Source organism: Patulibacter minatonensis DSM 18081, from assembly GCF_000519325.1.
Taxonomy (GTDB): domain Bacteria; phylum Actinomycetota; class Thermoleophilia; order Solirubrobacterales; family Solirubrobacteraceae; genus Patulibacter; species Patulibacter minatonensis.
Map to the genome: position 1 here is coordinate 2,813,032 of NZ_KI912613.1, position 26,068 is coordinate 2,839,099.

Annotated in this window: 23 protein-coding genes; 18 read left to right on the plus strand and 5 right to left on the minus strand. The window is 73.1% G+C overall.

The window, feature by feature from the left end; genetic code table 11:
• Window positions 1-15 precede the first annotated feature (15 nt).
• Window positions 16-1,212 (minus strand): glycosyltransferase, encoded by a 1,197-nt coding sequence (locus PATMI_RS0112950; protein WP_026911197.1) that lies wholly within the window; start codon window positions 1,210-1,212, stop codon window positions 16-18.
• Between the two features lie 144 nt (window positions 1,213-1,356).
• On the opposite strand from PATMI_RS0112950, the gene PATMI_RS0112955 reads away from it, so the two are divergent.
• The 4 genes from PATMI_RS0112955 to PATMI_RS29795 are packed head-to-tail and all read left to right on the plus strand — an operon-like array spanning window position 1,357 to window position 4,349.
• Entirely contained in the window at window positions 1,357-2,460 is a 1,104-nt protein-coding gene (locus PATMI_RS0112955) for a hypothetical protein (RefSeq protein ID WP_026911198.1), read from the plus strand.
• Between the two features lie 42 nt (window positions 2,461-2,502).
• Complete coding sequence (locus PATMI_RS0112960) at window positions 2,503-3,420, plus strand: glycosyltransferase (RefSeq protein ID WP_211241732.1); 918 nt, start codon at window positions 2,503-2,505, stop codon at window positions 3,418-3,420.
• Window positions 3,414-3,884 carry an acyltransferase gene (locus PATMI_RS38530; RefSeq protein ID WP_036725796.1) on the plus strand — a complete coding sequence of 157 codons (471 nt, stop codon included), beginning with the start codon at window positions 3,414-3,416 and terminating at the stop codon, window positions 3,882-3,884. The genes PATMI_RS0112960 and PATMI_RS38530 overlap by 7 nt, the downstream gene beginning before the upstream one ends.
• A gap of 21 nt (window positions 3,885-3,905) precedes the next feature.
• A complete protein-coding gene (locus tag PATMI_RS29795) occupies window positions 3,906-4,349 on the plus strand; it encodes a VanZ family protein (protein WP_084269919.1) in 444 nt (147 codons plus the stop codon).
• Here PATMI_RS29795 and PATMI_RS0112975 read toward each other — a convergent pair.
• On the minus strand, window positions 4,310-5,458 hold the full coding sequence (locus tag PATMI_RS0112975) for a glycosyltransferase (protein WP_026911200.1): 1,149 nt from the start codon (window positions 5,456-5,458) through the stop codon (window positions 4,310-4,312). The two genes, PATMI_RS29795 and PATMI_RS0112975, sit on opposite strands and share 40 nt — an antisense overlap.
• 149 nt (window positions 5,459-5,607) lie before the next feature.
• Between PATMI_RS0112975 and PATMI_RS29800 the strand changes: the two genes are divergently transcribed.
• The 6 genes from PATMI_RS29800 to PATMI_RS0113005 all read left to right on the plus strand — a co-directional run bounded on the left by PATMI_RS29800 (window position 5,608) and on the right by PATMI_RS0113005 (window position 12,394).
• Window positions 5,608-6,600: a glycosyltransferase gene (locus PATMI_RS29800; protein ID WP_169738367.1), complete on the plus strand. Its 993-nt coding sequence runs from the start codon at window positions 5,608-5,610 to the stop codon at window positions 6,598-6,600.
• A complete protein-coding gene (locus PATMI_RS0112985) occupies window positions 6,597-7,388 on the plus strand; it encodes a polysaccharide pyruvyl transferase family protein (protein ID WP_026911201.1) in 792 nt (263 codons plus the stop codon). The genes PATMI_RS29800 and PATMI_RS0112985 overlap by 4 nt, the downstream gene beginning before the upstream one ends.
• On the plus strand, window positions 7,385-8,935 hold the full coding sequence (locus tag PATMI_RS0112990; RefSeq protein ID WP_026911202.1) for a lipopolysaccharide biosynthesis protein: 1,551 nt from the start codon (window positions 7,385-7,387) through the stop codon (window positions 8,933-8,935). Before PATMI_RS0112985 ends, PATMI_RS0112990 begins: the two co-directional genes overlap by 4 nt.
• Before the next feature lie 64 nt (window positions 8,936-8,999).
• Window positions 9,000-10,097 carry a polysaccharide pyruvyl transferase family protein gene (locus PATMI_RS29805; RefSeq protein WP_051471557.1) on the plus strand — a complete coding sequence of 366 codons (1,098 nt, stop codon included), beginning with the start codon at window positions 9,000-9,002 and terminating at the stop codon, window positions 10,095-10,097.
• Between the two features lie 89 nt (window positions 10,098-10,186).
• A complete protein-coding gene (locus tag PATMI_RS0113000; protein ID WP_026911203.1) occupies window positions 10,187-11,614 on the plus strand; it encodes a right-handed parallel beta-helix repeat-containing protein in 1,428 nt (475 codons plus the stop codon).
• A gap of 186 nt (window positions 11,615-11,800) precedes the next feature.
• Window positions 11,801-12,394: a hypothetical protein gene (locus tag PATMI_RS0113005; RefSeq protein ID WP_026911204.1), complete on the plus strand. Its 594-nt coding sequence runs from the start codon at window positions 11,801-11,803 to the stop codon at window positions 12,392-12,394.
• 61 nt (window positions 12,395-12,455) lie between these two features.
• On the opposite strand, the gene PATMI_RS37475 is transcribed toward PATMI_RS0113005, so the two are convergent.
• Entirely contained in the window at window positions 12,456-13,394 is a 939-nt protein-coding gene (locus PATMI_RS37475; protein WP_026911205.1) for a glycosyltransferase family 2 protein, read from the minus strand.
• A gap of 159 nt (window positions 13,395-13,553) precedes the next feature.
• On the opposite strand from PATMI_RS37475, the gene PATMI_RS37480 reads away from it, so the two are divergent.
• Window positions 13,554-13,766 (plus strand): hypothetical protein, encoded by a 213-nt coding sequence (locus PATMI_RS37480; protein WP_026911206.1) that lies wholly within the window; start codon window positions 13,554-13,556, stop codon window positions 13,764-13,766.
• Window positions 13,767-13,771: 5 nt separating this feature from the next.
• On the opposite strand, the gene PATMI_RS37485 is transcribed toward PATMI_RS37480, so the two are convergent.
• Complete coding sequence (locus tag PATMI_RS37485; RefSeq protein ID WP_026911207.1) at window positions 13,772-14,785, minus strand: hypothetical protein; 1,014 nt, start codon at window positions 14,783-14,785, stop codon at window positions 13,772-13,774.
• A gap of 391 nt (window positions 14,786-15,176) precedes the next feature.
• On the opposite strand from PATMI_RS37485, the gene PATMI_RS37940 reads away from it, so the two are divergent.
• From PATMI_RS37940 to PATMI_RS0113040, 4 genes are all read left to right on the plus strand, one after another.
• Complete coding sequence (locus PATMI_RS37940) at window positions 15,177-16,193, plus strand: hypothetical protein (protein ID WP_026911208.1); 1,017 nt, start codon at window positions 15,177-15,179, stop codon at window positions 16,191-16,193.
• Window positions 16,194-16,313: 120 nt separating this feature from the next.
• Window positions 16,314-18,008: a DUF1800 domain-containing protein gene (locus PATMI_RS34555; RefSeq protein ID WP_051471560.1), complete on the plus strand. Its 1,695-nt coding sequence runs from the start codon at window positions 16,314-16,316 to the stop codon at window positions 18,006-18,008.
• On the plus strand, window positions 18,005-19,366 hold the full coding sequence (locus PATMI_RS0113035; RefSeq protein ID WP_026911209.1) for a DUF1501 domain-containing protein: 1,362 nt from the start codon (window positions 18,005-18,007) through the stop codon (window positions 19,364-19,366). The genes PATMI_RS34555 and PATMI_RS0113035 overlap by 4 nt, the downstream gene beginning before the upstream one ends.
• A 130-nt stretch (window positions 19,367-19,496) precedes the next feature.
• Complete coding sequence (locus PATMI_RS0113040; RefSeq protein WP_026911210.1) at window positions 19,497-20,516, plus strand: NAD-dependent epimerase/dehydratase family protein; 1,020 nt, start codon at window positions 19,497-19,499, stop codon at window positions 20,514-20,516.
• Window positions 20,517-20,600: 84 nt separating this feature from the next.
• Here the strand turns inward: PATMI_RS0113040 and PATMI_RS34560 are convergent, their stop codons facing one another.
• Window positions 20,601-21,875: a glycosyltransferase family 4 protein gene (locus tag PATMI_RS34560; RefSeq protein ID WP_051471561.1), complete on the minus strand. Its 1,275-nt coding sequence runs from the start codon at window positions 21,873-21,875 to the stop codon at window positions 20,601-20,603.
• A 123-nt stretch (window positions 21,876-21,998) separates the two neighbouring features.
• Here PATMI_RS34560 and PATMI_RS34565 point away from each other — a divergent pair, with 123 nt between their 5' ends.
• From PATMI_RS34565 to PATMI_RS0113060, 3 genes are read left to right on the plus strand one after another with little or no spacing between them, the layout of a single operon-like run.
• Complete coding sequence (locus PATMI_RS34565) at window positions 21,999-23,954, plus strand: FkbM family methyltransferase (RefSeq protein ID WP_051471563.1); 1,956 nt, start codon at window positions 21,999-22,001, stop codon at window positions 23,952-23,954.
• The gene (locus PATMI_RS34570; RefSeq protein ID WP_051471565.1) at window positions 23,951-24,622 is read left to right on the plus strand and encodes an LbetaH domain-containing protein; all 672 of its coding nucleotides are present in this window, start codon (window positions 23,951-23,953) and stop codon (window positions 24,620-24,622) included. The genes PATMI_RS34565 and PATMI_RS34570 overlap by 4 nt, the downstream gene beginning before the upstream one ends.
• Window positions 24,619-25,992 carry an oligosaccharide flippase family protein gene (locus PATMI_RS0113060; RefSeq protein WP_026911211.1) on the plus strand — a complete coding sequence of 458 codons (1,374 nt, stop codon included), beginning with the start codon at window positions 24,619-24,621 and terminating at the stop codon, window positions 25,990-25,992. The genes PATMI_RS34570 and PATMI_RS0113060 overlap by 4 nt, the downstream gene beginning before the upstream one ends.
• The last annotated feature ends 76 nt before the right edge of the window (window positions 25,993-26,068 follow it).

Genomic DNA, 26,068 nt, shown 5'->3' on the forward strand with positions numbered 1-26,068 from the left:
GGCCCGGAGCGGGGATCAGCCGGCGTCCCCCACCCTTCGCCCCTCGCGGCGCTGTGCGACGAGGGCCATCAGCTGTCCGGCGCGGTCGTCCCACGTGTTTTCGCTCGCGTACCGTCGCCGCCTAAGGCCGGACGCCGGGTCCTCGGCGAGCGCCTCGCCGACGAGGGTGACGAGGTCGTCCGGCGACGACGCGAAGTGGATGAGACCCGCGGGGAAGTCCCCGAGCGCGGGCGAGCCGGTCGCGACGATCGGGTGGCCGGCGCGGAAGTAGTCCCAGACCTTCAACGGCGAGGCGTACTGCTGCCACTCGTCCTCCTTGTAGGGCACGAGGCAGCAGTCCAGGGCGTCGAGCCACGAAGCGATCCGGTCCCCGTCGACGGGACCGAAGTGGTGGACGTTGGGGAGCGCGAGCAGCCGTTCGAACGCGGCGCGGGGGAGGAGCGGGCTCAGCGGCCCGACCAGGACGAGCGAGCCCATCGGATGTGCACGGGCCAGGTCCTCGAGCGCATCGAACGCCCACCGCCCGTCGATCCGGCCGACGCTGCCGAGAAGCGGCCTGGGGAGGTCTGCGAGCTCTTCCACGACGGGGCCGGACGACGGGCCGGCGTCCGACGCCGCTGACGAACCGTGCCGGAGCAGCACGCTGTCGATCCCGTCCTCGGCGAGCCGCGCCTGGAGCCGGGGGGAGACGGCGCACACGAGGTCGGCGGAGCGCCAGAACCGCAGCTCGCGTTCCCGCAGGGCGCCGGCGTCGAGGCCGGTGAGGTGTCCGCCGGCCTGCAGCCAGTCCTTCACCAGCGCGACGACGAAGGGCCGCGGTCCAGGGGCGGAGTCCACGGTGAACGGCCGCGCGCCGATGGCGATGGTCGGATGCATCCCGGCGCGTCGCACCGCCGCCCTGAGCTGGCGGCGGATCCAGGGCGCGGACAAGCGCTGGGCCCAGGGCCGGCTCTTGGGCGGCAGGGACACGACGCGGAGCACGTCCACAGCGCCGTCGCGACGGAGCTGTCGGCGTCCGAGCGCGAACAGGCGGCGCACACCGGCCCGGGTCAGACCGGCGCGGAGCGGCTGGATCAGCGTCGCCGGGGTCTCGACGAACAACACGTGGTGGCGCGCGCCGAGCGCCCGCGACAGGTGGTGATCCGTGAGGGACGGCGTGTCCCAGAGCGTGCTGCCGTACACGACGATGTCCTCGGCGGGCTCAGGTGGCACCCGCGGCAGCTTATGGGGTCGTGGACGGGGCCGATCGCGCCGGGGCACAATAAGTCCGCGATTTTTAGCCAAATGGAGAACGCCGTTAGCTGTACTGTTCGGCGCGTGCATTCCTCCCGCTCAGCCGGAGCGCATGCGACCTCCGTGGATTCGTCGTTCCGCGCGCATACGTCTTTCAGCGTCCGGATCGGGGTCCTCGCCGGGATCACCGGACTGGCCTTCCTCGCAGCGGGTGGTCGGGCGTCGGCCGCGACCGTCGACCTGGATTCGCACTCGACCGCCGGAGGCCGGGTCATCGGTCCGGCGGCGCTGCCGATCATCCCCACCGGAGTGCGTCAGATCGCCCAAGTCCAGGGCACGGTCAGCTTCTGGTCGTCCGGCGCGTGGGCTTCTCCGCGGGCGCTTTACTGCGGCGCGCCGCTCACCGGGGCGGTCTTCCCGTCGCCCGGCCGGGCGGGCGGTCCCACGGGCGTGGACGCCGAGACCCGATTCGGTGCCCTGGTCTTCAAGGGCCGAGGGGTGTGCACGAATCACATCGGTCGCTCCAGCACACTCGAGGTGTCGACCGGTGGCGCCTACGCGGACCCGACGCCCCTGCCCTCGTCCGACCCGGCGACCCACACGTACCGCTACGCGCTCGTCGGCACGGGCGCACCTGCGCAGTTCCGGATGTTCGATCCGACGTCGTACGACAACTACGGCGTCCTGCGCATCACGACGCGCGATGCCGTCGGATCCGACTGCGTGGGGATCGGCGCGGCACAGCTCGGGTACGGCTCCGAGGTCGCGTGCCGGACCGCCTTGGGCGATGCGCCGCCGGCCGACATCCCGGTCGTCGTGACGCCGGCCGCCCTCCCCGCGTCCGGGGCCACGCCGGTCGCGGTGCCCGTGGGGACGGCGGCGGTCTCGCCGGCGAAGGCCGCGAAGCCGGGGGACCAGCCGACGGTGCTCCCGTGCCGCTCCTCGCGCGCGTTCACGATTCGGATCAAGGAGCCGAGGGCCCGCAGGTTGCGCTCCGCGAAGCTCTACCTGAACGGCAAGCGCATCGCTACGGCCCGCCGCCGCAAGAGCGACGGGCGCCTCGTCGCGCGGGTCTCCGTGCTCAAGAACAAGCGGCGCGGCGTCTTCACGATCCGGATCAAGGCGGTCCGGACGAACGGGAAGAAGCTCAACGGCTTCCGCCGGTACCGGACGTGCACCGGGAAGGCCCCCTCCGACCGCGTCTACTTCAACAAGTCGCTGCTCTAGGTCGAGCGTGATGATCGGTCGGTACGCGAAATGACGACGCTGATGGTCGCCTCCACCGGAGGGCACCTCAAGCAGCTGCACCGCTGGCGGCTGCACCTGGACGAGGTCCAGGGGCCCTTCAGTTGGATCACCTTCGACAAGCAGCAGAGCCGCTCGATGCTCGCCGACGAGGACGTCGAGTACGTGAAGGTCATCGGCTCGCGGGACCCGCGCGGCGCGCTGCGCAGCCTCCCGGACGCCGCGCGGATCGTCCGCCGCCAGGCGCCGTCGGCGATCGTCAGCACCGGCTCCGCCGTCGCGCTGCCGTTCATGCTCGCGGGCCGGGCCCGCGGCGTCCGGTGTCTCTACATCGAGAGTGCGGCACGCAGCCAGGGTCCGTCGCTCACGGGCCGGATGGTCGCCAGGATCCCCGGCGTCGAGCTCTACACGCAGTACCCCGGATGGGCCGACGGCCAGTGGCGGTACCGCGGCTCGATCTTCGACGACTTCATGGTCGCGCCCTCCGAGCCGGTCGAGGACCGGCCGCTGCGGGTCGTGGTGACGCTCGGGACGCTCAAGTACGGCTTCGAGCGCCTGATCCACCGGCTCCTAGAGATCCTGCCCGCCGACGCCGAGGTGCTCTGGCAGTCGGGCAGCACCGGCGTCGGGGGCCTCGGGATCGAGGGCTGCGAGTCGATGCCCGAGGACGAGCTCGCGGCCGCGATGCGCGAGGCCGACGTCGTCGTGAGTCACGCCGGCGTCGGCTCGGCGCTGACGGCCCTCGAGGCCGGCCGGCTCCCCGTGCTCGTCCCGCGCCTCGTTCGGTTCGGCGAGCACGTCGACGACCACCAGAACCAGATCGCCACGGAGCTCGAGTCGCGGGGACTCGCCGTCAACGTGACCCCCGACGCCCTCGACCTCGAGACCCTGCTGGTCGCCGCCGCCTCCCGCGTCGTGACCGGCAGCGAGGTCGGATGCTGACGCTGAACAAGCTGAAGGCGCTACGCCGCGTCCTGGTCGATGCGAAGCGGTTCTACCTCACGCGGATCTTCGGGATCGACCTGCACCCGACCTGCCAGTTCAGCCTCAGCGCCTACTTCGACCGCACGTTCCCGAAGGGCGTGCACGTCGGGAAGGAGTCGTACGTGGCCGTCCAGTCGATGATCCTCACCCACGACCGGGTCCGCGGGCTCTATGTACACACGCGCGTGGGGAAGCGGTGCTTCATCGGCGCGCGGAGCATCCTGATGCCCGGCGTCCAGATCGGCGACGGCTGCGTCGTCGCTGCGGGCGCCGTCGTCACGCGCGACGTCCCTCCCGGCTGCATCGTCGCCGGGAATCCGGCCAAGGTGATCCGCGAGGGCATCGACGTGTTGGCGTATGGGCGGTACCGCAACGCCGACGAGACCACTCTCCGGCTCAAGGCCGAGGGCCTGCTCGACTAGGCGCGAGCCCGGACCTCCCCGATGCATCCCGCCACACGTGCACCACGCCTCGTGCTCGCCGGCCTCCTCGCCGCGGCCGGGTTCCTCGTCCTCGGCCCGCTCCCGGTCGACCTCTTCACCGAGACCGTTCGCGCGACGCGCAACGTCGCCGACGCCCTGGGGTTCGACGGCTCGTCGATCCACAAGCTCGACGTCGAGAAGGCCTGCAACGTGCTGATCGCCGTGCCGATCGGGTTCCTGCTCGCCCGCGGATGGCCCGCGGTCGACCCCCGCAGGTGGCTGGCGGCGGCGCTCGCCGTATCGATCGCCGTCGAGCTCGCGCAGACGTTCGTGCTGAGCGGCCGCTACGGCACCGTGCTCGACGTCGTCCTGAACACGACCGGCGCGGCCGTCGGGCTGCTGCTCGCGTCGGGTGTCCGACGCCCTCAGCGGTCCTCGGCCGTGAAGGCCAAGAGCTCCTCATAACGGGATGCCCAGCTGTTCGCCCCGATGAATCCGAGCCGCTCGTCCTCGGACCCCCGGCCCATCCGCAGTGCCTCGAGGACCCCCTTCGAGAAGTCGTCCGCGCGCCGCAGCACGACGCGGTTCCCCAGCCGCTCGAGCTCGGGGAGCGGCGTCGCGACGACCGGCAGGCCTCCGGCGAGGTACTCGTACGCCTTGAGCGGGGACATCGTGCGTGTCATCGCATTGACGTGGTGGGGCACGATCCCGACGTCGGCGGCGAACACCAGGCCGGTCAGCTCCCGGCGGCCGACCGCCGGGTGCACCGAGACGTTGGGCAGCTCGTCGACGAAGGCGAAGTGGTCGGGCTCGATGAGGTTCCCGACGAAGACGATCGAGGCGTCCGGATGAGCTGCGCTCAGCTCGCGCACGATCCGCTGGTCGACGCGGTCCATGAGCCCGCCGGTGTAGAGGAGCCGGGGCCGGGGGAGCGCGGCGAACCACGCGGGCGGCTCGACCCGGGTCGTCCACTCGTGGGGCTCGATGCCGTTCGGGACGACCAGCGACCGGCCGGACGGCTCGATCCGGCGGAGGATCTCGTCGGTGACGGCGGCCACGTCCGTTCCGTTCCGGCGCAGGGTCTCGTAGGCCCTCGCGTACCACGGGGACAGTCGCCGTTCGCCGGCCGCGAAATCGTCGGTGGCGTAGTACGTGACGCCGGACGTCCAGTCGTCCAGTCGACCGTGGGCGGCGAGGAAGGCGTTCGTCGTCAGGAGGTGCGGACGATCGAGCCCCTCGCGGTGCGACGCGCGGCGGAGCTGGCCGGCGTACCGCCGGTACGTCCGGGCGATTCCCGCATCGTCGGCCGGGTCGACACGCCGCAGCCGGAGCGGCGTCGCGTGCCGGACGGTCTCGGACGCCGGGAACGGTCGCTGCTTCCCGGCGAGTCGCCGGGCCCAGACGACCGGCGCGCTGCTGGCGTGGTCCGCGATCAGCAGCCGCCGGTACGGAGCAACGCCGTCGATCAGCGCACGTGCGAGGTGGGCCTGCGCGTAGACCACGCCGGACGGGGCGCTCGCGTGCCAGGTCAGGCGGTGCAGCGCGAAGAGGAGGTCGCGGTCGGTCGGCTCCAAGGGGGGCGAACAGTACAAGCACCGGGCGTGCCCGACCGCGCGCGAGTGCGGAGGAAGGGCCGCGCGGTGCCGGCCACGGCAGCCGCCCGGACGACGTCGGGGCCGCCGCGCTCCGGACGGCGGTCGGTATGACGCGGGATCCGCTTCGCGTGCTCCAGTCGGTCCGTCTCGGGGGCCGGGAGGCGAGCTACATGGACCACGTCGCCGCCGGCTTCGGGCCGGAGGTCCGCCCGATGGCGTTCAGCTACCAGACGGCGCTCGCCGGCCGCTGGGACGTCTTCCACGTGCACTGGCCGGAGTCCCTGCTCCGTCATCCGAGCCGTCTGCGCCGGCTGCTCCGCCGTACGCTCTTCGCCCTCCTCGTCCTGCGCATCGCCGTCACGCGCGGCCCCGTCGTCCGCACGGTGCACAACGTCCGGCCGCACGAGCCGGGCCCTGCGGTCGAGCGCTGGCTGCTGCGGCGCCTGGACCGCCGCGTCGGGACGTGGGTCCGGCTGAACCCGGTGACGACGACGCCCACGGACGTCCCGGTGGTCACGATCCCGCACGGGCACTACGTGCACGAGCTGACAGACGGCGCGGGCCGCCCGCCGGACCCGGAGCCTTCCCGGCTGCTGTTCTTCGGGTTCATCCGGCCGTACAAGGGCGTCGAGGAGTTGATCGGGGTCGTGGCCGGGATGTCCGATCCGGAGATCCGACTGACGGTGGCCGGCAAGCCCGCGTCGGAGGCCTCGCGCGCCGCCGTGGAGGCGGCCCGGGCCGGCGACGAGCGGATCGACCTTCGGCTCGAGTTCGTGCCGGACGACGAGCTCGGCATGCTCGTCGCCGGCGCCGCCCTCGTCGTGCTGCCGTACCGCGAGATGCACAACTCCGGGGCGGTGTTCGCAGCACTCTCCGCTGGCCGCCCCGTGCTGGTCGAGCGCAACGCCGTGACGACCGAGCTGCAGTCCGAGCTCGGCGACGACTGGATCGTGCTGTTCGACGACCGGGTCGACGCCACGGACCTCCGGGTGGCGTTGCTCCGGGCCGCCGAGCGCGACCCCACTGCGCACCCCGATCTGTCCGGGCGGAGCTGGCCCGAAGTGGCCGAGCGCTACGCCGACGTCTACCGGGACCTCACCGACGGGAGGAGCGGCCGATGACGACCGTCGAAATCGTTCACTGGAACCCGAGGCGGCGCGTCTCGCGGTTCCTGCCGCGGCGGATCGCGCGCCCGGTGAACAACTTCGGGGACCTCGTCGGGCCGTGGGTCGTCGGCGAGCTCCTCCGGCGCCGCGGCATCGCCGTCGACAGCGCCCGGCGCCCGGCGCGCCTCGTCGCCGTCGGGTCGATCCTGCACCTCGCGGCCGACGGTGACGTCGTCTGGGGCGCGGGGATCAACGGCAAGGTGCTCTCGCTCGCGCCCGGGGTCGCCCGTCTCGACGTGCGCGCCGTCCGGGGCCCACGGACGCGGGAGTTCCTGGCCGGCCTGGGGCACGACGTCCCGGACGTCTACGGGGATCCGGGGGCGCTCGTCGGCGCGCTCTGGACGGCCCCCGTCGCGCGGGACGGTCGGGACCTCACGGTCGTCCCGAACCTCAACGACGTCGACCGCTTCCCGGCCCACCCGGCGATGGTCCATCCCCGCACCGACCTCATGTCGATCGTCGCGGCGATCGCCGCCAGCCGGCTCGTCGTGGGGTCGTCGCTGCACGCGATCGTGATCGCTGAGTCGTTCGGGGTCCCGGCGCGACTCGTGCGCTCCGTCGCCGAGCCAGCCTTCAAGTACGACGACTACTACGGGGGAACCGGGCGCCCGACGTACCGGCCGGCGACCACCGTCGAGGAGGCCGTCGAGCTCGGCGGCGAGCCGCCGGCCGTCCTCGACCCACGACTCCTCGAGGCGTTCCCGGCCGACCTCTGGACCGCGCCCGGGCACGGAGGGGCGTGAGGTCCTCACCGACACCCGACGGCACTCCGGCGCCGGTCGACGAGCCGACCCCGGCGGACGGGAAGGACCTCCGCTCCAGGACGTTCTCCTCGGTCCTGTGGGTCGTGGCCGACCGCTGGATCAACCGGGTCGCGTCGCTCGTCGTCTTCGCCATCATCGGGCGGCTCCTCGGGGCGTCGGAGATCGGGCTCGTGGCGCTGGCCGCGACGTTCGTCGCGCTCTTCCAGGTCTTCGCGGACCAGGGCTTCAGCGACGCGCTGATCCAGCGGAAGGAGATCGACGACACGCACCCGGACTCCGCGTTCTGGGTGTCGGTCGGGAGCGCCACGATCCTCTGTCTGAGCGTGATCGCGGTCGCGGGCCCGATCTCGTCGGCGGTGCAGACCCCGGATCTCGCGCCCGTGCTCCGCGTCCTCAGCGTCACGATGGTGCTCTCGTCCCTGAGCGCGACGCCGGCCGCGCTGCTCGAGCGGGACTTCGGCTTCAAGCAACTGACGAAGCGCCGGGTGGTGGCGAACCTGACCGGCGGCGTCATCGGGGTCGTCGCCGCATTCGCCGGGGCGGGCGTGTGGGCGATCGTCGCCCAGAGCGTCAGCTCGTCGCTGATCGGCGTGGTGATCCTCTGGACGGTGGTGCCATGGCGTCCCCGCATGGCCATCAGCAGGCAGAGCGTCCGCGACCTGCGGCCCGTCGGCCTCAACGTGCTAGGCATCCAGCTGTTCGCGTTCCTGAACAACCAGTCCGACAAGTTCGTGATCGGCGCGTTCATCAGCCCGGCCGCGCTCGGCTTCTACTACATCGGGATGCGGATGATCACGATCATCGCCGACATCCAGACCTCCGTCATCCAGCAGGTGTCGCTGACCGCGCTGTCGAAGGTCCAGGACGACCTCCCGCGGTTCAGGAGGGGGTTCCTCGCGCTGACCGGGACGTCGGCGGCCGTCGGGGTGTTCACGTACGCGTACTTCGCGGCGATGGCCCCCGTCCTGATCCCGCTCGTCTTCGGCTCGAACTGGGAACCCAGCGTCCGGATCGCGCAGATCCTCTGCGCCATGGGCGCGCTCAACAGCGTCCTCGTGTTCGACCGGTCCGCCCTCATCGCGCTCGGGCGGGCGAAGCTCGCGCTGCAGATCACGATCACCCAGAGCCTCGTCGGGCTCGTCGCAGTCGTGGCGACGGCGCCCCTGGGCATCACCGGCGTCGCTGTCGGCGTCTCCGCCCGCCAGTACCTCGTCTGGCCGTTCCGCCTGAAGACGCTGCGGACGGCGATCGGACTGCCGGTCTGGACCTACCTCCGGCAGTGGCTGCTCCCCGCGGCGGCCGGGGTGGTGATGTTCGGGGTGCTGACCGGGCTGCGGACGGTGCTGCCCTCCCCGGGCGGGGCGCCGGGCCAGCTCGGCGTCGCGGCGCTCGGCGCCGTGGTGGGCATCGCCGTCTACGGGCTGATCGGGCGGCTCCTGTTCCGGGACATCCTCCAGGAGTTCTCGGGGGCGATCCGGGCGCGCAGGAGGCGCCGGCCGAGCCCGGAGCCGGTGGTGTCGTCGTGAGTGCCGTCGTCGACCCGCCGATCCACGGCCGGGCGGAGCAGAGGAGCGCAGGAGCATGTCGTCGATGAACGCCACCACCAGGTTTCGCACCCGTCTCGGGCAGGTCCGGCGGCTCCCGCGGTACGGGGAGCTCGTGCGGCAGCGGTACGCGACCCCCTACGTGGGGTGGGTCGGTGAGCGGAACCTCGGCGACGAGGCGATGTACCTCGCGCATCGCCACCTGCTTCCGGAACTGCGGCTCACGAGCCTCCCGAACGTGCTGAGCGCGGGTCCGCGACTCGTCGCCGGGATGCCGTGGCTCACGTGCCCCGCCGTCTGCCTCGGCGGCGGGACGCTCGTCGGCAACGGCCATTTCCGCCAGACCTTCGAGAGCGCGACCGCGGCATGGCGCGGGGTTCCGATGTTCGCCCTCGGGGTCGGCGTCGAGGATCCGGCGTACGAGACCGGCCGTCGGGCGGGGGTCACGGCCGAGATCGAGGCGTGGCGGGCGCTGCTCGGGCGGTTCGGGCACCTCAGCGTGCGCGGACCGCGCTCCCGGGACGTCCTCGCGTCGATCGGGATCGACGCGGCGGTCGTCGGCGACTCGGCGCTCAGCCTGCCGGGGATCGTGCGGCGCGAGCGCGAGAGCGGGCTCGTCGGCGTGAACGTCGGCGTGGTCGACGAGCAGTGGGGCGACGACGTCGAAGGGTTCCGGGCGTGGATCGGTGGCGTCGTGCGCTCGCTCGTGGGGCGCGGCCACCGGATCCTCTTCGTGTCGACCTCTGGTCCGGACGACGAGTACATGCGGGAGCTGGCCGCCGTGTTCGCGCCCGGCTCCGAGGTCGTGCCGGCCCGCGACCCGCGGGAGGCCGCGAGCCACCTGAGCCGGTGCGAGGTGCTGGTGGCGCACAAGCTGCACGCCGCGATCCTCGCGGCCGCCGTCGACGTCCCGGCGATCGCCCTCGAGTACCGGCCGAAGTGTCGCGACTTCCAGGAGTCGGTCGATCGCGGCGGGTTCGTCATGCGGACCGATGCGTTGGACGCCGACCTCCTGCTCGGCTGGATAGACGATGCCGTCCGCGACCATCCGCGGCAGTCCGCGGCGCTGCGGGAGCGCGTCGTGGCGCTGCAGGGGTCGCTGGCCCGCGCGGGGGCGGACATCTCCGCGCTCGTCGCGCGTTGACCATCATCCGTCTACTCCACGGATGCCGGTTCGTCCATCGTTCGTCCGCATCGGATGAAGGTCCGTCCTTGCGGACCGATGAACGGGCCATGCTCCCCCGCCGGAACGACACGTCCCGACTCGCCGCGCTCGTCGCGATCGGGGCCGTCGCCGGCCTGGGAGGGGCGGCGGACCCCGCCGGGGCCCGGACCACCGCCGCGAAGCGGGCGCCGACCGCCGCGACGGTGAAGGGCGTCCGGAGCGCGCACGCCCACCTCCATGCATCCCCTGCGCCGCGCGCGGCTCCGCGCCGCGCAGGTCTGCGGGCGGCGGCGAGGGTCGCTGCCGGCGGCCCGACGCTGTACGTCGCGCCGGACGGGTCGGACACCGGGACGGGGGAGCAGTCGCGGCCCTTCGCGACCTTGACGAAGGCCCTCGCCAAGGCCGCCGGCGGCGAGACCATCGTCCTGGCGCCGGGGGACTATCCGGCGGCCAAGGACGGGCGCGCACGCTCGACGTGGGTGTCGGTGGTGGGCCCCGGCTCGGGCCGGGCCTCGGTCGACGGCCTCGCCATCACCGGCGGCCGATACCTCGACATCAGCGGCGTGACCTTCACGGCGGGCGTCGGGCTGCGGTCCTACTGGACCCCCCAGACCGGGACGGTGGCTCCGGGCCACGTGCACCTCTTCGGGAACGAGTTCACGAACCCCGGCGGCACGTGCGTCGGGGCGCGGGACGGCGCCACGGACGTCGTCGTCAGCGACAACCTGATCCACGACTGCCAGGTCGGATTCGGCGCGGGCGCGGGAGGTGCGATCGTCCAGTCGTCGGGGCTGGAGATCAGCGACAACACCATCTCGGACCTGACGGGTGACGGGATCCAGTTCGGCCAGTGGGACGACGTGTCGATCACGGGGAACGTGATCGACGGCATCCGTGATCCGGCGAAGACGTACCACAACGACGGGATCCAGCTGACGGGCAACTCGGCCGGTGTGACGATCGCGGCGAACACGATCACGGACTCCCGGACCCAGCTCCTCCTGATCCAGGACGCGATGGGGCCGATCGACGACGTCGCGGTTGAGAACAACGTGATGGCCGGCGCCGGTGCCGTCGCCGTCCAGAGCCTCGGTGCGACCGGCGTCCGGTTCGTGCACAACACGATCTGGGGCGGGAAGGACGGCGGGCTCTGGCTCGCCAAGGGCATGAGCTACACCGGGCACGCGGCGAGCTCCGCCACCGACGGCGTCGTCGTCAACAACGTCCTGTCGACCTTCGCGCGCCGGGAGGGCGCCGCGACCTCGGTGGCCGCCGGCAACGTCGTCCCCTGCGCGGCGAAGACTCCGCCGCCGACGAACGACGGTGCGGGGACGACGTGCGTCACGGACCCCGGTTTTGCGAACGCCGCGGCAGGCAACTACCGACTCACGAGCAGTGCGGTCGGTCGCGGCCTCGGATCGTCCGTCTTCACGCTTCCGACCGACCGGGACGGCGACGCCCGCTCCGGCGCCCCCGTTCCCGGCGCCTACCGCTGACGCGGGAACGACCCGGCCGGGGCGGTGGCCCCGGGGGACGGGAGGGTGTGACCCGGGGGCGCGACCTGCGGACGTCCGCGGAGTATTCGGCGCAAAAGCGCAAGAACAGTGGACGCATGCGCAGTAAGGTCCGTCGCATCCCCCAATAATGGGACCCACGCATCCACCAATTACCGGAGGCCGTTCGTGAAGAACTCAGGTCGCTCCATCGCCATCGGTGCCACGGTCGGCACCGTCGCCGCTCTCGCACTCGCCGGACCCGCCCAAGGCGCGCTGTTCGAGGGGGAGGCCACGCTCGACGCCCACCGCACGAACCAGGGCTCCGATCCGTACACCCAGACGGCCGAGGTCAACATCCTGAGCCTCCTGCCGATCGTCCTGCCGGTGCAGATCGAGGTCCGCGGGGCGGTCAGCCTCTGGGCACACCAGAACTGGGCGAACCCGCGGTTCCCGGTGATCGGCACGCCGCTGCCCGAACCGCGCTATCCGTCGCCCGGCGTCGTGAACGGCCCGGTCGGCGTGGACGCCGGCGGCCGCTTCGCACAGGTCACCTCGAACGGCGTCTCGGCGGGGACGAGCAACCAGAACCTCGAGATCGACCTCGGCGACGGCCGGGGATTCCGGAAGCTGCCGCTCACGGCCGTCGTCGGCAAGCCGAACACCTACCGCCTGAGCTTCAACACCGCTCGCGTGCTCACGACGAGGGTCCGGGCCCGCCTGTACGACCCGGCCGCCCAGGACAACTACGGGCAGTTCAAGATCACCGTCAAGCAGCTGTAGCCGACGGGCACCGGTGGTCCGCCCGGGACTCCGCGTCCCGGTACGCGCCGGGGGACCGCCCTCAGGCGTCGCGGAGGTCGGTGCTCCCCGACCGCAGGCGCCGGACGTTCTCGGCCCGGGACGCCTGGCGGATGTCGTCCGGGAACCGGGGGATCTTCCGGAACCGGGCGATGTACCACCCGATGACGTAGGCGATGCCGCCGATCACCCGCGGCCGTTGCTTCATCCGGATCAGCCCACCGGCGACGACGCCGAGCGGGTGCGCCCCGATCGCGTAGGTGACCTCGCCCCAGCGGGTGAACGCCCGGAGGCGGCCGTCGTGGGACCCGGTCGGGCGCAGGTGGAACGTCGGAGGGTCCGCGATCGGGAGGCTCCGCGTGGCCCAGCCTCGATCGCGCGCGCGGACCTCGTCCGCGCCGTCCCACCCGATGATCGTCGGGATCGGGGCGATCGCGTCCCAGCAGGTCCGGCGGTAGAAGCGCGTGGGGCCCCGGACGTGCTGGACCGGGTGCGGCTCGATCTCGACCGCGCCGCTCGGGCTGTGGATCGCGAGGTAGGTGCCGCAGATGCCGAGGCGGGGCTCGGCCTCCATCGCGCCGAGGATGGTCTCGAAGTGGTGCGGCGCGAGCTCGAGGTCCGCGTCCATCTTCACCACGACGTCCTCGTCGCCCTCGCAGAGCTCGAGCGCCTCCTTGAACGCCCCGAACTCCGGGGCGGTGGCGAGGCGGTCCTTCGACGGCGGACGACGCGGCCGCTGCACGGTCCGCACCCATGGCTTGTCGGCGGCCCACGCCTCGCACAGCTCCACCGACCGGTCCGTCGAGCCGTCGTCGACGAGCACGAGGCGCTCGGGGAAGCGCGTCTGCCGCGCCATCGAGGCGAGGAAGCGCGGCAGGTAGTCCTCCTCGTTGAGCAGGCACACGAGGGTCAGGCAGCTCAGGTGCTCTCCGGACCGGGCCGGCGTCGGCGCATCGATGGTCTGCTCGTCTGGGTGCGCCATGCGGGTGATCCTGGACCTGGGCGGGGGCGAATCGCCGCGAACTATACGGGCCGGGTCGCCCCGCCCCGTGCCATGGCTCACGGCGATAGCCCGATGGTCGAGGGCGGAGGATCGGCTGGGGCGGCCGGGCCCCCGCCCGCCCATGGCTACCCTCCGTCGATGGACACCGCTGACGTCGGGAAGATCGCCGCCGCCCTGATGGACGCGCTCGACCAGAACTTCGCCGAGGGCGATCTGGAGGATCTGACGTTCATCGCGACGGTGCGCGAGGGGGAGAGCCTGAACGTCATCAACATCTCGACGGCGAACGAGCGCCCGGCCGACAAGCTCTGGATGCTCGAGCACACCAAGCAGGCGACGCTCGGCACCTGATCGGCTCAGCGCCGCGGCAGCGCCTCGTAGCTCGACCGCAGCGGGTAGGTGCTGTTGTCCGAGCGGACGATCACGCCGTAGTTGCGTCGCGAGCGCCCGCCGCCAGTGGCGTTCGGGATCGTGATGATGTTCGTCCCCGCCCGGGCGCAGCGCAGCTTGGTGCGGACCACGCGGGAGCCCGTGCGGGTCTTCTCGCGGACCTCGAGCGTGATCGGCACCGCCCGCCGCATCGCGACGTAGACGACCATGCCGCGCTTGCCGCGCGCCTTGATGAAGATGCTGTAGAGCGGGCTGTTGCCCTTCTTGCCGCTCTGGGCGCCCGTGCACTTGGACAGGTCGAGCCCCGAGCCGCCCGTCCCGCTCGAACCGGAGTCGCCCGAGCCCTCCGCCGTGCTGCCCGTGCCGACCGGGGCCGTCACCGACGACGTGCGGTTCGTGCTCCTGCAGCCGGTGACGACGTCGAGCGCGTCGGCGTTGACCTTGCCGTCGTACGAGGCGTCGCAGACGATCCGCTGCCGGCAGCCGTCGGCGGCCTGGATCGTCCCCGTGCCGCCGTGCAGCCGCACCGCGAGAGGGATCCAGGCGCAGATGCCGCTGCCGCCGTCGGGCTTCGTGTTGAACATCACCAGCGAGGACTCGCCGGACTCCGCCGCGTCGACCGTGATGTCGCGGTAGAGCCGCATGTCGCAGCGCCACGACGCGTAGTCGTTGCCCGTGGGCGTGCACCCCGCGGGGGCCTCGGAGAACGGCGCCTTGTGGTCGACGATCCAGATGCACGGGATCGACGAGCCCGCGAACACGCCGCCGGCCGTCGGGTCCGCCCCGCAGCGCAGGTGGGGGAGGATGTTGATCGAGTCGCTGGTGCCCTGCAGCTTCCACTCCAGGGACTGCGAGCCGTCGGCGTTCTGGACGGCGGTCAGGGGTGCGGTCGGCGACGACGCCGACGCCGGGCTGGCGACCGCGCCCGCGAGGAGCACCAGGGCGACGGGGAGGAGCGCGAGGACACGGCGACGCAGCACCGGGCAACGGTACGTCATCCGGGACCCATGGGCGCAGATCAGACGGGTGTCCGATCGGTATCGGCGGCGCCCGGGGCGGCGCGGGCGGGGGACCGTGCGCTGCCGTCCTCGGTCGCGCCCTCGCCGGATCGGCGGTCTCCGGCGGGCCCGGGGAACGTGGCGTGCCGGCGCTCGCCGCGCGAAGTGAACACATTGCACTCCTTTTGTCACGGAAAGTCACCGAAAGATGTAGTCTGCCGCGGCCGGTGTCCTCAGAACGCCGGCGTTCACCAGAGGGGAGGACCTCGCATCCAAGCGCGGGGGCCTCCGGTCGGCGTCGTCCCCGGACCTCGGCATTCCCGCACCCGCGTCGCCCTCGAGGCGCGGTGCAACACGGTCCAGGAACACACACATGCAGAAGAAGACCCTCCAGGTCGTCGGCTTGGCGGCCGGCGTCTCCGTGCTCGTCGGCGGGAGCGCCGCGACGGCCAAGACGCTGATCTCCGGCAGCGACATCAGGTCCGGCACGATCTCCGCGAGGAACGTGAAGACCAGCACGCTGACGGGCAAGCAGGTCCGCAACGGCTCGATCACGCTCGCCGACCTCTCCCCGGCCACGCGCAAGCTCGTCGAGGACAAGGCCCAGGCCGGTGCGGCAGGCGCGACCGGGGCCACCGGCGCGACGGGTCCCGGCGGGGCCAAGGGCGACACCGGTGCCAAGGGCGACACGGGCGCGAAGGGCGACAAGGGCGACACCGGCAACGCCGGCGCGAACGCCGACGGCTCCGTCACCAGCCGCGTCCGCGGCTCCGGCGACGCCGGCGTCGTGCTGAACAACGTCGCGGGCAGCGGCGGGAACAACGCCACCGGGTCGATTACGCCGGACGGATTCACGACGGTCGTCAATGCGCCCGGCGGCGGCTTCGCGCGTGCCACCCTTCCGTTCGCTGCGGGGACGGCGCTCAAGGACCTCCGTGCGCTGCTCTTCAAGTGGTCGGTCAAGACGCGTGCCTCGAACACCGTCACGCCGACGCTGAAGCTCGACATCACCGACGCGTCGCCGTGCACCGTCGACGCGCTGCCCGGTGGCTGCCGGAACGCCGTGTTCCCGAACAACAGCACGACGCTCGTGTTCGAGCCGTACTACACCGTGGGTACCGTGACGTCGGACACCACCAACACGCTGGACTCCACGACTCCCAGCAAGTGGTGGAGCACGCGCGGCATCCAGGGCGCCACCAACCGCGACACGTTCGTCTCGCTCCAGTCGATCATCGACGCGAACCCCAACGCCAAGATCCAGGCCGTCTACACGGAGTCCGGGCAGAACAGCGCCGGTCCGCCGTGGTCCGGGTTCGAAGGCAGCGTCGACTACGTGAACCTCGGCGTCGTCGGCGGCGGCGTCGACCGGTTCGACTTCGGCAGCTGAGCACCCCGCCCGCGTCGTCACCCAGGTGACGGCGCGGGCATCCGCCGTCCGGCCATCCGGGCGGGCGCCGTTCGTCCAGGACGCTGGGGCGGGGCGACCTGACGCAGGACCCTCGGACGCATGGCCTCCACCGCGTCCCGAGTCCGAGCCGAGCGCGCCCGCAGGCGTCGCGCGGCCCTGGCGCTCGCGAAGGAGCGCCGTCGCGTCGCCGCCTGCAAGCGGAAGGCGCGCAAGAAGGGGACGTCCGTCAAGGCGTGCACCACGAAGAAGCCACGGACCCCGGCGCGCCCCGCCGACCCGGCGATCACGCCGCGGCCGGCGCCGACGGCCCCGTCCGTCATCCTGCCCGCCCCCGCGGTCCCCGGTCCCGCGGCGCCCAGCACCGCCCAGCCGGTCACCGCCCCGTCGGTGCCGGTCGGTGCCGACGTCCCGACGGTGCCGACGCCGCCGCCGTCCACCCCGACGCCCACCAGCACCCCGTGGGGGCCCGTCACGTTCGGCCGCGTGCAGGCCACGCGCCTGCTCTGGCGGGCCGGGTTCGGGCCACGGCCGGGCGACGTGGACCGCATCCTCGCGCTGGGGCTCGACGGCGCGATCGACGAGCTCGTCGACCCGCCGGGGGTGGCCCTCACCGGCGCGGCGCCGCGCGACCAGAACGGCGGCGCGCTGAAACCGACGACGACGTGGGGCCACGACCAGCTCTGGTGGCTCGACCGCATGGTCCGCTCCAACCAGCCGCTGGTCGAGCGGATGACGCTGATCTGGCACGACTGGTTCGCGACCTCGAACGCGAAGGTCGGCAACACCGCCGGGATGCTCGCCCAGAACGCGACGATGCGGGCCGGCGCGCTCGGATCGTTCCCGGACCTGCTGCAGAAGATCACGCAGGACCCGGCGATGCTCGTCTACCTCGACGGCTGGGACAACCGCAAGGGCCATGTCAACGAGAACTACGGCCGCGAGGTCATGGAGCTCTTCACGCTCGGCGCCGGTCGCGGGGCGTACACCGAGCAGGACGTCCGCGAGATCTCCCGCGCCTTCACGGGCCTGAACTTCACGACGAACGCCGACGGCACGTTCACGCCCACGTGGACCGCCGCGCAGGCCGACCGCGCGAGCAAGACGATCTTCGGGAGGACCGGCACGTTCGACTGGAAGGACGCGTGCCGCCTGCTCGTCGAGCACGAGCAGCACCCGTCGTTCCTCGCCGCGAAGCTGTGGTCGTCGTTCGTGCCGACGGCCCCGGACGCCGCGACGCTCGCCGAGCTCGTCCGCGTCTACCTCGCGAACGACCGTCAGGTGAAGCCGGTCGTCCGGGCGATCCTCTCGCACCCCGACCTCCACCACGGCCAGGCGATGGTCAAGCCGCCCGCGGTCTTCGTCGCGGGTCTGCTGCGCGCGCTGAACCGGACGATCGACGTCGACCACTGGGCCTGGATCCTCGACCTCTGCGGCCAGGTCCTGTTCTCGCCGCCGAACGTCTCCGGCTGGGACGACACCCGGTGGATGAACTCCGCCACCTGGCGCGGCCGGTACACGGCGGTCGCGGTCGCCGTCGACCCGATGACCCTCGTCCCGTGGGCCACGGACGTCGTGCAGTCGATCACCGAGACCCCGGACCAGGCCGTCGACCGCGCCCTCGCGTTCTGGGGCAACCCGCCGGTCTCCGCCGACGCACGGCGGGCGCTGGTCCTCCACGCGAAGGAGGCCGGGCTCACGCCGACCGCGCTGCTCTACAAGAAGCCCGGCTTCGCGCTCCGGCAGAACGGCCTCCGCCTGCTCGTCGGCAGCTCCTCCGACGCCCAGACCTCATGACCACGCCCACGACCACGTCCTGCTCCGCCTTCACCCGCAGCGAAGCGCTCCGGATGGGCGCTGCCCGCGCGGGCGACGGGCTGCCCGCGATCGAGCCCGGGATGCCGACGCCCGCCGGCACCGGCCTCACGCGCCGCGGCGTGCTGCTCCGCGGCGCGGGCATGGCGCTCAGCGTCTACGGGGCGTCGAAGCTCGGCGTCGACGCGCTGCAGGAGGGCGTCGCCGAGGCGGCCTCGACCCCGCAGACCCGTGTTCTCGTCTCGATCTACATGCCCGGCGGGATCGACGGGATGAGCGTCCTGGCGCCCACCGGCGACCCGCGGTACGCGACCCTGCGCCCGACCCTGAAGGTCACGACGGGCACGAGGCACAGCGTCGACCCCGGCCTGACGTGGGCCCCGGCCGCCGCCGGCCTCGCCACGCTGGACGCCGAGCGCAAGATCGCGGCGGCCCCGGCCATCGGGTACACGGGCGCGGACCAGTCGCACTTCACCTCGCGGCACTTCTGGGAGACCGGGGACGTCGGGTTCAGCTCGGCCTACGGCTGGCTCGGGCGCTACCTCGACCGGCACGGCGCCGACGGCAACCCGCTGCAGGGCCTCAGCCTCTCCGGCAGCCTCTCGCCGACGCTGGCCCCGGCCACGGTGCCGGTCGCCGCGGTCGCCGACCCGTTCGCCCTCGGGCTCTGGACCCCGGGCATGTGGGGCGACGCGTTGCCGCCGTTCTACGACGCGCTCGCCGACCTCGGCGCGCTGCCGACCCCCGACCCGCAGCTGCGCACCGCGCGCGTGGCCCAGGGGCAGGCGGAGCAGGTCCGCCGGCAGCTCGGTGGCCTGGACGGCGCCGCGCCGTCGACGTCGGCGTACCCGGCCGGGGACTACGGCCGGCGGCTCGCCGGGCTCGCGAAGATGATCGACGACGACCTGCCGCTGCGGTGCGTCACGGTCGACGCCCCGGGCGGGTACGACACGCACGACAACCAGGCCACGGCGCTGCCGGGCCTGCTGAAGCAGACCTGCGACGGGATCCTCGCCTTCCAGCGCGACCTGGAGGCCCGGGGCGTCGCCGACCGCGTCGTCGTCCTCGTGTGGAGCGAGTTCGGCCGTCGCCCGAAGCAGAACGAGACCGGCACCGATCACGGCGCCGCCGGCGTCGGGTTCGTCATCGGCACGTCGGTGAAGCCCGGCCTGCTCGGCGAGTTCCCCGGCCTCGCGACGCTCGACGCGACCGACAACCTGCGCTCCACCCTCGACTTCCGCAGCGTCTACTGCGGGATCCTCGAGCAGTGGTTCGGGGTCGACGCGGGGCCGCTGGTGCCTGGCGCGAGCGGGTTCGCGCGGCCGGCACTCCTGGCCTGATCCGAGAGGCCCGTCACAGGGTCGTGCACCCGGCTCGCCAGACGTTGCGAGGGGGCGGGCACGGATCTACTCTCGAGGGGTGTCCACACCTGAAGCCGCGCCCGGCAGCGGACCACGAGGTCTCGGCCCGGTGCCCTCCGCGAACGCCACCGGCGGGCTCGCGCCCGGCAGCCGGTTCCTGATCGTCGGCGGCGGCCTCGTCGGCGCCCACGCGGCGGTCGAGCTCGCCCGCCTCGGCCACCCGGTGACGGTCTTCAGCCGCTCCTTCAGCACGTGGCTCCTCGAACAGCGGGCGATCCACCCGTCGATCGAGCTCGTCACGGGAGAGCTCCCCGCCGGCGAGGACCTCAGCGCCCTGATCGACGCCGCCGACGTCGTCCTGCTGGTCGCCGGCTCGAGCACCCCGGCGTCGGCCGAGGACGACTCGACGGCCTCCGTCCTGGGCTCGCTCGTCCCGACGCTCACGGTGCTGGACGCGATGCGCCGCACCTCGACGCGCCGGATCGTCATGGCGTCCTCCGGCGGCACGGTCTACGGGAAGGTCCAGATCCTCCCGACACCCGAGATCCACGTCCGCGAGCCGATCTCGCTGCACGGCGTCAACCAGGTCGTCTCCGAGGAGTACGCGCTCTTCTTCGCCCGCCAGTACGGGCTCGAGCCGACGGTCCTGCGGTTCTCCAACGTCTACGGGCCCGGCCAGTACGTCCGCGGCGGCCAGGGCGTCGTGGCGGCCTGGTGCCGCGCGATCGCCAACGGCGAGCCGATCACGCTGATGGGGGAGGGCGCGCTCAAGCGCGACTTCGTGTTCGCCCGCGACGCCGCGCAGGCGATGCTCGCGGTCGCGGGGACGGACGCCCGGGGCAGCTACAACGTGGGCTCCGGGATCGCGACGGCGCTGAGCGAGGTCGAGAACCTGCTCCGCGCGATCACCGGGGAGGACTTCCCGGTCAACCGCCTGCCGTCCCGCGCGGTCGACGTCCCGGTGACCATGCTCGACTGCGGCGAGCTCGAGCGGGTCGCGGGCTGGAAGGCCACGACGTCGCTCGTGCGCGGACTGTCGCTCACGTGGGACTGGTACTCGTCGCACGTGCCGGAGGGCCTGCCGAACCACGGCGTGGCCGCCGAGACGGTGACCGCGCCGCCGGCCTGACCGCGCCGCCGGCCTGACCGCGGCGCGGGACGCACCGGCCGCCGGACGTCCTCCGGCGGGCCGACCCACCGGCCGAGCTCGGGCTCAGGCGCCGAGGCGCCGCGAGACCTCGACGATCCGCTCGCCGTAGCGCGCCCACGAGAAGTCCTCCGCGCGCGTCCGGGCCGCCCGGCCCATCGCGCGCCGGCGCTCCGGGTCGGCGTGCAGCTCCAGCAGCCGCTCCGCGATCGCGCCCGGGTCGCGGATCGGCACGACGAAGCCGTCCTCGCCGTCGCGCAGGACGTCGCTCCCGAACGTGTGGGCGGACATGATCGACGGCAGCCCGCAGGCCATCGCCATGATCGCCGTCTGCGGGAAGCCCTCGAACAGCGAGGGCAGGACGTAGACGTCGGCCGAGCGGTAGATGTCGGGCATCTCGTAGATCGGGACCGGCGGCAGCAGCCGGACGTTCGGCCGGGACAGCCAGGCGTCCGTCGGGCCGATCGGGCGACCGAGGAAGACGAGCTCGCTGTTCGGGATCCCCGCCTGCTCGAACGCCTCCACCAGGTAGGAGATGCCCTTGTACTGGGAGATCTGGCCGGCGAACAGCACGCGGAACGGGCGATCGGGGTCCTCCGGCGCCGGCTCGCCCGGGGAGAACATCTCGAGGTCGACGCCGAGCGGGGTGATCTCGAGCTTCTCCGCGGACACGCCGCGCTCGACGAACGTGTCGCGCGCGTAGCTCGACAGCACGAGGATCCGGTCGGCCTCGGCGATCTCGACGTCCATCCGTGCGTGCCGGCGCTCGTCGAAGTACGCCAGCGGGAGCGTCGCCGCGTAGTCGGGGCGCAGGCGGTGCTCCTCGCGGGTGAGCTCCAGCGTCGTCGTGTGGTGGGCCGTCGTGTAGTCGAGGACGGAGACGGCGCCGATCCGGCGGGCCGCGCGGATCCCGGCGAGCGCCGCGCCGGCCGGCAGGACGACGACGCGGTCGCCAGGGCGCAGCGCCTTGGCGGCCGCCCGGTCGAACCAGCGCGCCGTGCGGTCGGCGACGCGGGCGTGGATCGCCGGGCTGGGGCTCGCCCGCAGCACCGCGGCCTCGACGAACGTGCTCGGCTGCGCCACCCGCTCGACGTGCTCGGGCCGGACGCCCTCCGGGACGTTCCGCAGCCGCAGGTACCGGCGCGCCTTCTCGCCGAGCCCGGAGGGGAGGACCCGCGCGACGCGGTCCTCGAGCGCCGGCGTCGAGGCGAGGGTTGTGACGTAGGCGCGCAGGAGCCCGGCGCCCTCGAGGGCCTCGGCCATCGTCCGCTTCCACCGGAGCGACCCGGGATTCGTGACGACGACGTTGCCGGGCGGGGCTGGTTCGCGCTGGTGCGACATTGCCCGGCACGATAGCCCGCCGCGCGGCAGGTCCCGGGCGCCGCGACGCCTGTTCGCGGGCGGCGCCGACCGCTAGGTTTCCGTGGGCCCGAGCGCGGGCCGTCCCTCTCCACGGAGTCCTCGTTGCCGCCGTCGTCCAGCGTCCCGCGCGTCCTGCGCGTCATCCCGTCGATCGATCCGGAGGTCGGCGGCCCGTCGTACCACCTGGTCAACGCCGCCCTCGCCGAGGCCCGCGCCGGGACCGCCCACGCCGTCGTCGCCTGCACGCGCCGACCAGGCCAGCCGGATCCCGAGTCGGTGGCCGGGCTGCGCGCCGAGGGGATCGGCTACGTCGCCTTCGACCGCCCGCGGATCGCCTCCGGCATCGCGCTGCGCTGGGGCATCAGCCCGCGGCTCGCCGTCTGGATGCTCTGGAACGCCCGGCGCTTCGACGTCATCCACGTCGACTTCGTGTGGACCTTCGGCGGCATCGTCGCCGCCGTCGCCGGGCGCCTGTGGGGGCGCCCGGTGATCATGACCCCGCACGAGTCGCTCACGCGGTTCGAGATCGCGCAGTCGCGGTCGCCCCGCCGCGCGCAGCAGAAGCTCGCGATGCGCCGGCTGCTCCTGCGCGGCGTCGACGAGATCGTCGTCTCCTCGCGCCTGGAGGCCGAGCACTCCGACCTCGACGACCACGTCAGCCACGTCGTCTCGCACCCGATCGACGCGGGCGGGCCGCCGCACGACCGCCGTCGGCCGACGCCGGCCGCCGGGGAGCTCACCGTCGGGTTCCTCGGCCGCCTGCACCCGAAGAAGCGCCTGGAGATGCTCATCGACGCCGTCGGGCGGACCGGCACCGGCGTCCGCCTCGACGTCGGCGGGGACCAGCCGCCCGAGCGCTTCCGCACCCTCGGGGAGGAGGTCGCGGCGTCCCCGGACGCCGGCCGGATCGCGCTCCACGGCTTCGTCCCGGGATCCGGGCGCGACGCGTTCTTCGACGGGATCGACGTCCTCGCGATGCCCTCGGACTTCGAGTGCTTCGGGATGTCCGCCGCGGAGGCGATGGTCGCCGGGGTCCCCGTCGTCGTCAGCGACCACGTGGGCGTCGCCGACGTCGTGACCGAGTACGGGGCCGGCGTCGTCGTCCCCCGCGACGACCCCGCGGCCCTCGCGCGCGCCCTGGACGACCTGGCCGCCCACCCGGAGCGCCTGGGCCCGATGGGCGACGCCGCGCGCCGTGGCGCCCGCGAGCGGTTCTCCTACGCGGCCTACGGCGCGGAGATCGGCGTGGTCTACGACGAGGTCTCCGCCCGCCGACGACCTACACTCCGGGGCATGGCGTCCATGGCCCTCCAACGTCGGTGGCGTCAAGCCATCAAGCTCACGCGCCTCGTGCGCGTGCCCGAGTACCGGCGCGCGCTGCGCTTCGGCGTGGCCGCGACGGTCGAGCACGACCGCGCGCCGCTGCCGGACGACCTCGCGACCGTCGTCGACGTCGGCGCCAACCGCGGCCAGTTCGCGGTGATGGCCTCGCACCGGTGGCCGGACGCGCAGCTCGTCTGCTTCGAGCCGCTCCCGGAGCCCCGGGGTCTGCTGCAGCAGGCGCTCGGCGGTCACGCCCGCCTCCGCGTCGTCGACGCCGCGGTGAGCGACGAGGAGGGCACCGCCGAGTTCCACATCAGCCGCTCCGACGACTGCTCGTCGCTGCTGCCCGTCACGGACACCCACATCGAGACGTTCCCCGACTCGGTCGCCGTCGAGTCCGTCCCGGTGCGGATCGTCCGGATCGACGCCGTGCTGGACGCGCCGATCGCCCGGCCGGCGCTCCTGAAGATCGACGTCCAGGGCGCCGAGCTCGGGGCCCTGCGCGGCGCCGTCGGCGTGCTGGACCAGTTCGACGCGATCCTCGTCGAGGTCTCGTTCGCCGAGCTCTACGGCGGGCAGGCGCTCGCGTCGGACATCATCCGCTTCCTCGACGACCACGGGTTCGTGCTGACCAGCATGGGCGCGCCGTCGAACGACGCCGAGGGCCGGACGCTCCAGACCGACCTCGTCTTCGGGCCCCGGACGACGGCGCGCCCCGAGGAGCTCGCCGCGTGAGCGGAGCGCCCGGCACCGCGGGGGACGAGCTCGAGCGGGCGCGGGAGTCCAGCACGGTCGGCGGCCGCCCGGTCGCCGAGCTCGTGCGCTCCGGCCACCTCCCGCCGGACCCGTACGGCTTCCGCGAGCTCGTCTGGGCCGACTACGAGGCCCACTACCACTACAAGGAAGAGCCCGCCGAGCGCCGGCGGCTCCTCTTCCTCCCGCGGCTGCTGACGAACTCGTCGCTGCACGCGACGCTGCTGATCCGCCTGGTGCAGAAGGCCCCGGGGGCCACGACGTGGCTCTGGCGGCGGTTGCTGCTGGCGCTGCACGGCTGCGACGTCGGCCGGCAGACCGTGATCGGTCCCGGGCTCCAGATGACCCACCCGACCGGGATCGTCGTCGGCGTCAACACGTCGATCGGCGCCGGGGTCACGCTCATGCAGGGCGTCACCGTCAGCCCGGTCACCACCAACTGGCGGGTCGGCGGCGAGATGGGCGTCCTCCACATCGGCGACGGCGTCACGGTCTTCGCCAACGCCGGCGTCTTCGGGCCGATCACCGTCGGCGACGACGCGATCGTCGGCTCGCTCGCGCTCGTCAGCCGCGACGTCCCGTCGCGGTGGATCGCCACGAGGGACCGCATGCGCCCGGCGAGGCAGGACGAGCTCGCCGGGGTCCGATGAGCACGGCGCAGGACGTCGAGGAGGTCGCACCGGTCCCCACCGTCGGCCCACCGGCCGTCCCGCGCGCCGGTCGCGCCGTCAAGTGGGCCCTCTTCGTCAGCCTCGGCGTGACCGTCGGGGTCCAGGTCGGGAACCTCGCCACCGGCGTCATCCTCGCCCGCACGCTGGGCCCGGCCGACCGCGGTGGCCTGACCGCCGTCCTGCTGTGGCCGTCGCTGCTGGCGATCGTGGGCAGCCTCGGCATCGCGGACGCGCTGACCTTCCACGCCGCGCGGGCGAGCGCCCGGGTCGGCACGCTGATCGGGACGGCCGTCGCGCTGGCCCTGGGCCTCGCCGCGGTCCTCGCGGGCATCGGCCTGCTGATCGAGCCGCTCGTCCTGCACCGCTACGACGCGTCGACCGTCCACGCGGCGCAGCTGCTCGTGGTCACGTTCGTCCCGATCAACCTGCTGGGCACGTTCCTGCTCGGGATCATCAACGGGCGCCAGCGCCTCGTGGCCTACCAGCTGCTGCGCGGCCTCGTGACGGTCTCGACGGCCACGGTCCTGATCACGATCGACGTGGTCTGGGGCCTCACGATCCAGAACGCGGTGCTCGGCTACATCGCCGCGAACGCGGTCACGCTCGCCGCGATCGTGGCGGTGCTGCTGGCGACGGAGCGCCCGCGCCTGCGGGCGAGTCGGCGCCTGAACCGCGAGGTCGTCCGGTTCGGTCTGAAGAGCCACACGAGCAACGTCTCGGTGCTGCTCAACGGGTCGCTCGACCAGCTCCTGATCTCCGTCTTCCTCGCGTCGAAGCTCCTCGGCCTCTACACCACCGCGGTGACCGTCAGCCTCGTCGTCGCGATGATCGGCCTGTCGGTGGCGCCGGTCGCGCTGCCGACGATCGCGAAGCTCCCCGCGGGGCCGCAACGCTCGGCGAGCGCGCGGACCTACATCTCCGCGACGTTCCTGCTCAGCGCGGCCGTGGCCCTGCCCCTGTTCGTCTTCGCCGGTCCGCTGATCGCGCTCGTCTTCGGCGAGCCGTTCCGCGAGGCCGAGACCGCGGCCCGGATCCTGCTCGCGGGCGCCGTGGTCGCGAGCACCGCACGGGCGCTCGAGGCGGTCCTGAAGGCCGTCGACCGCCCGCTCGACGCCGGCGTGGCCGAGGTGATCGCGCTCGGCGGCACCGCGATCTCCCTCGCCGTCCTGCTGCCGCTGTTCGGCCTGACGGGCGCGGCGTGCGCGTCGCTGGCCGGGAGGACCGCGAGCGGGGTGCTGCTCACCGTCCGGACGTCCCGGGCGCTCGGCGTGGGGCCGCTCCGGCTCTACGCCGTGGACGTGCGCGTGGTCGGAGCGCTGATCGGCGCCGTCCGGCGCCGCCGGGCCTGACGGCGGGCCGCGGCGCGACCGTCGGGCGGTCGGTGCGCCGGTCGGGGCCGCCCGCGCTCCGGCGGGCGACCCGTGT

Coding starts and splice junctions, on each gene's coding strand:
- PATMI_RS0112960 (WP_211241732.1), top strand. CDS start 2,503: ATGGTCGCCTCCACCGGAGGGCACCTCAAGCAGCTGCACCGCTGGCGG.
- PATMI_RS38530 (WP_036725796.1), top strand. CDS start 3,414: ATGCTGACGCTGAACAAGCTGAAGGCGCTACGCCGCGTCCTGGTCGAT.
- PATMI_RS29795 (WP_084269919.1), top strand. CDS start 3,906: ATGCATCCCGCCACACGTGCACCACGCCTCGTGCTCGCCGGCCTCCTC.
- PATMI_RS0112985 (WP_026911201.1), top strand. CDS start 6,597: ATGACGACCGTCGAAATCGTTCACTGGAACCCGAGGCGGCGCGTCTCG.
- PATMI_RS29805 (WP_051471557.1), top strand. CDS start 9,000: ATGAACGCCACCACCAGGTTTCGCACCCGTCTCGGGCAGGTCCGGCGG.
- PATMI_RS0113000 (WP_026911203.1), top strand. CDS start 10,187: ATGCTCCCCCGCCGGAACGACACGTCCCGACTCGCCGCGCTCGTCGCG.
- PATMI_RS37475 (WP_026911205.1), bottom strand. CDS start 13,394: ATGGCGCACCCAGACGAGCAGACCATCGATGCGCCGACGCCGGCCCGG.
- PATMI_RS37480 (WP_026911206.1), top strand. CDS start 13,554: ATGGACACCGCTGACGTCGGGAAGATCGCCGCCGCCCTGATGGACGCG.
- PATMI_RS37940 (WP_026911208.1), top strand. CDS start 15,177: ATGCAGAAGAAGACCCTCCAGGTCGTCGGCTTGGCGGCCGGCGTCTCC.
- PATMI_RS34555 (WP_051471560.1), top strand. CDS start 16,314: ATGGCCTCCACCGCGTCCCGAGTCCGAGCCGAGCGCGCCCGCAGGCGT.
- PATMI_RS0113035 (WP_026911209.1), top strand. CDS start 18,005: ATGACCACGCCCACGACCACGTCCTGCTCCGCCTTCACCCGCAGCGAA.
- PATMI_RS34560 (WP_051471561.1), bottom strand. CDS start 21,875: ATGTCGCACCAGCGCGAACCAGCCCCGCCCGGCAACGTCGTCGTCACG.
- PATMI_RS0113060 (WP_026911211.1), top strand. CDS start 24,619: ATGAGCACGGCGCAGGACGTCGAGGAGGTCGCACCGGTCCCCACCGTC.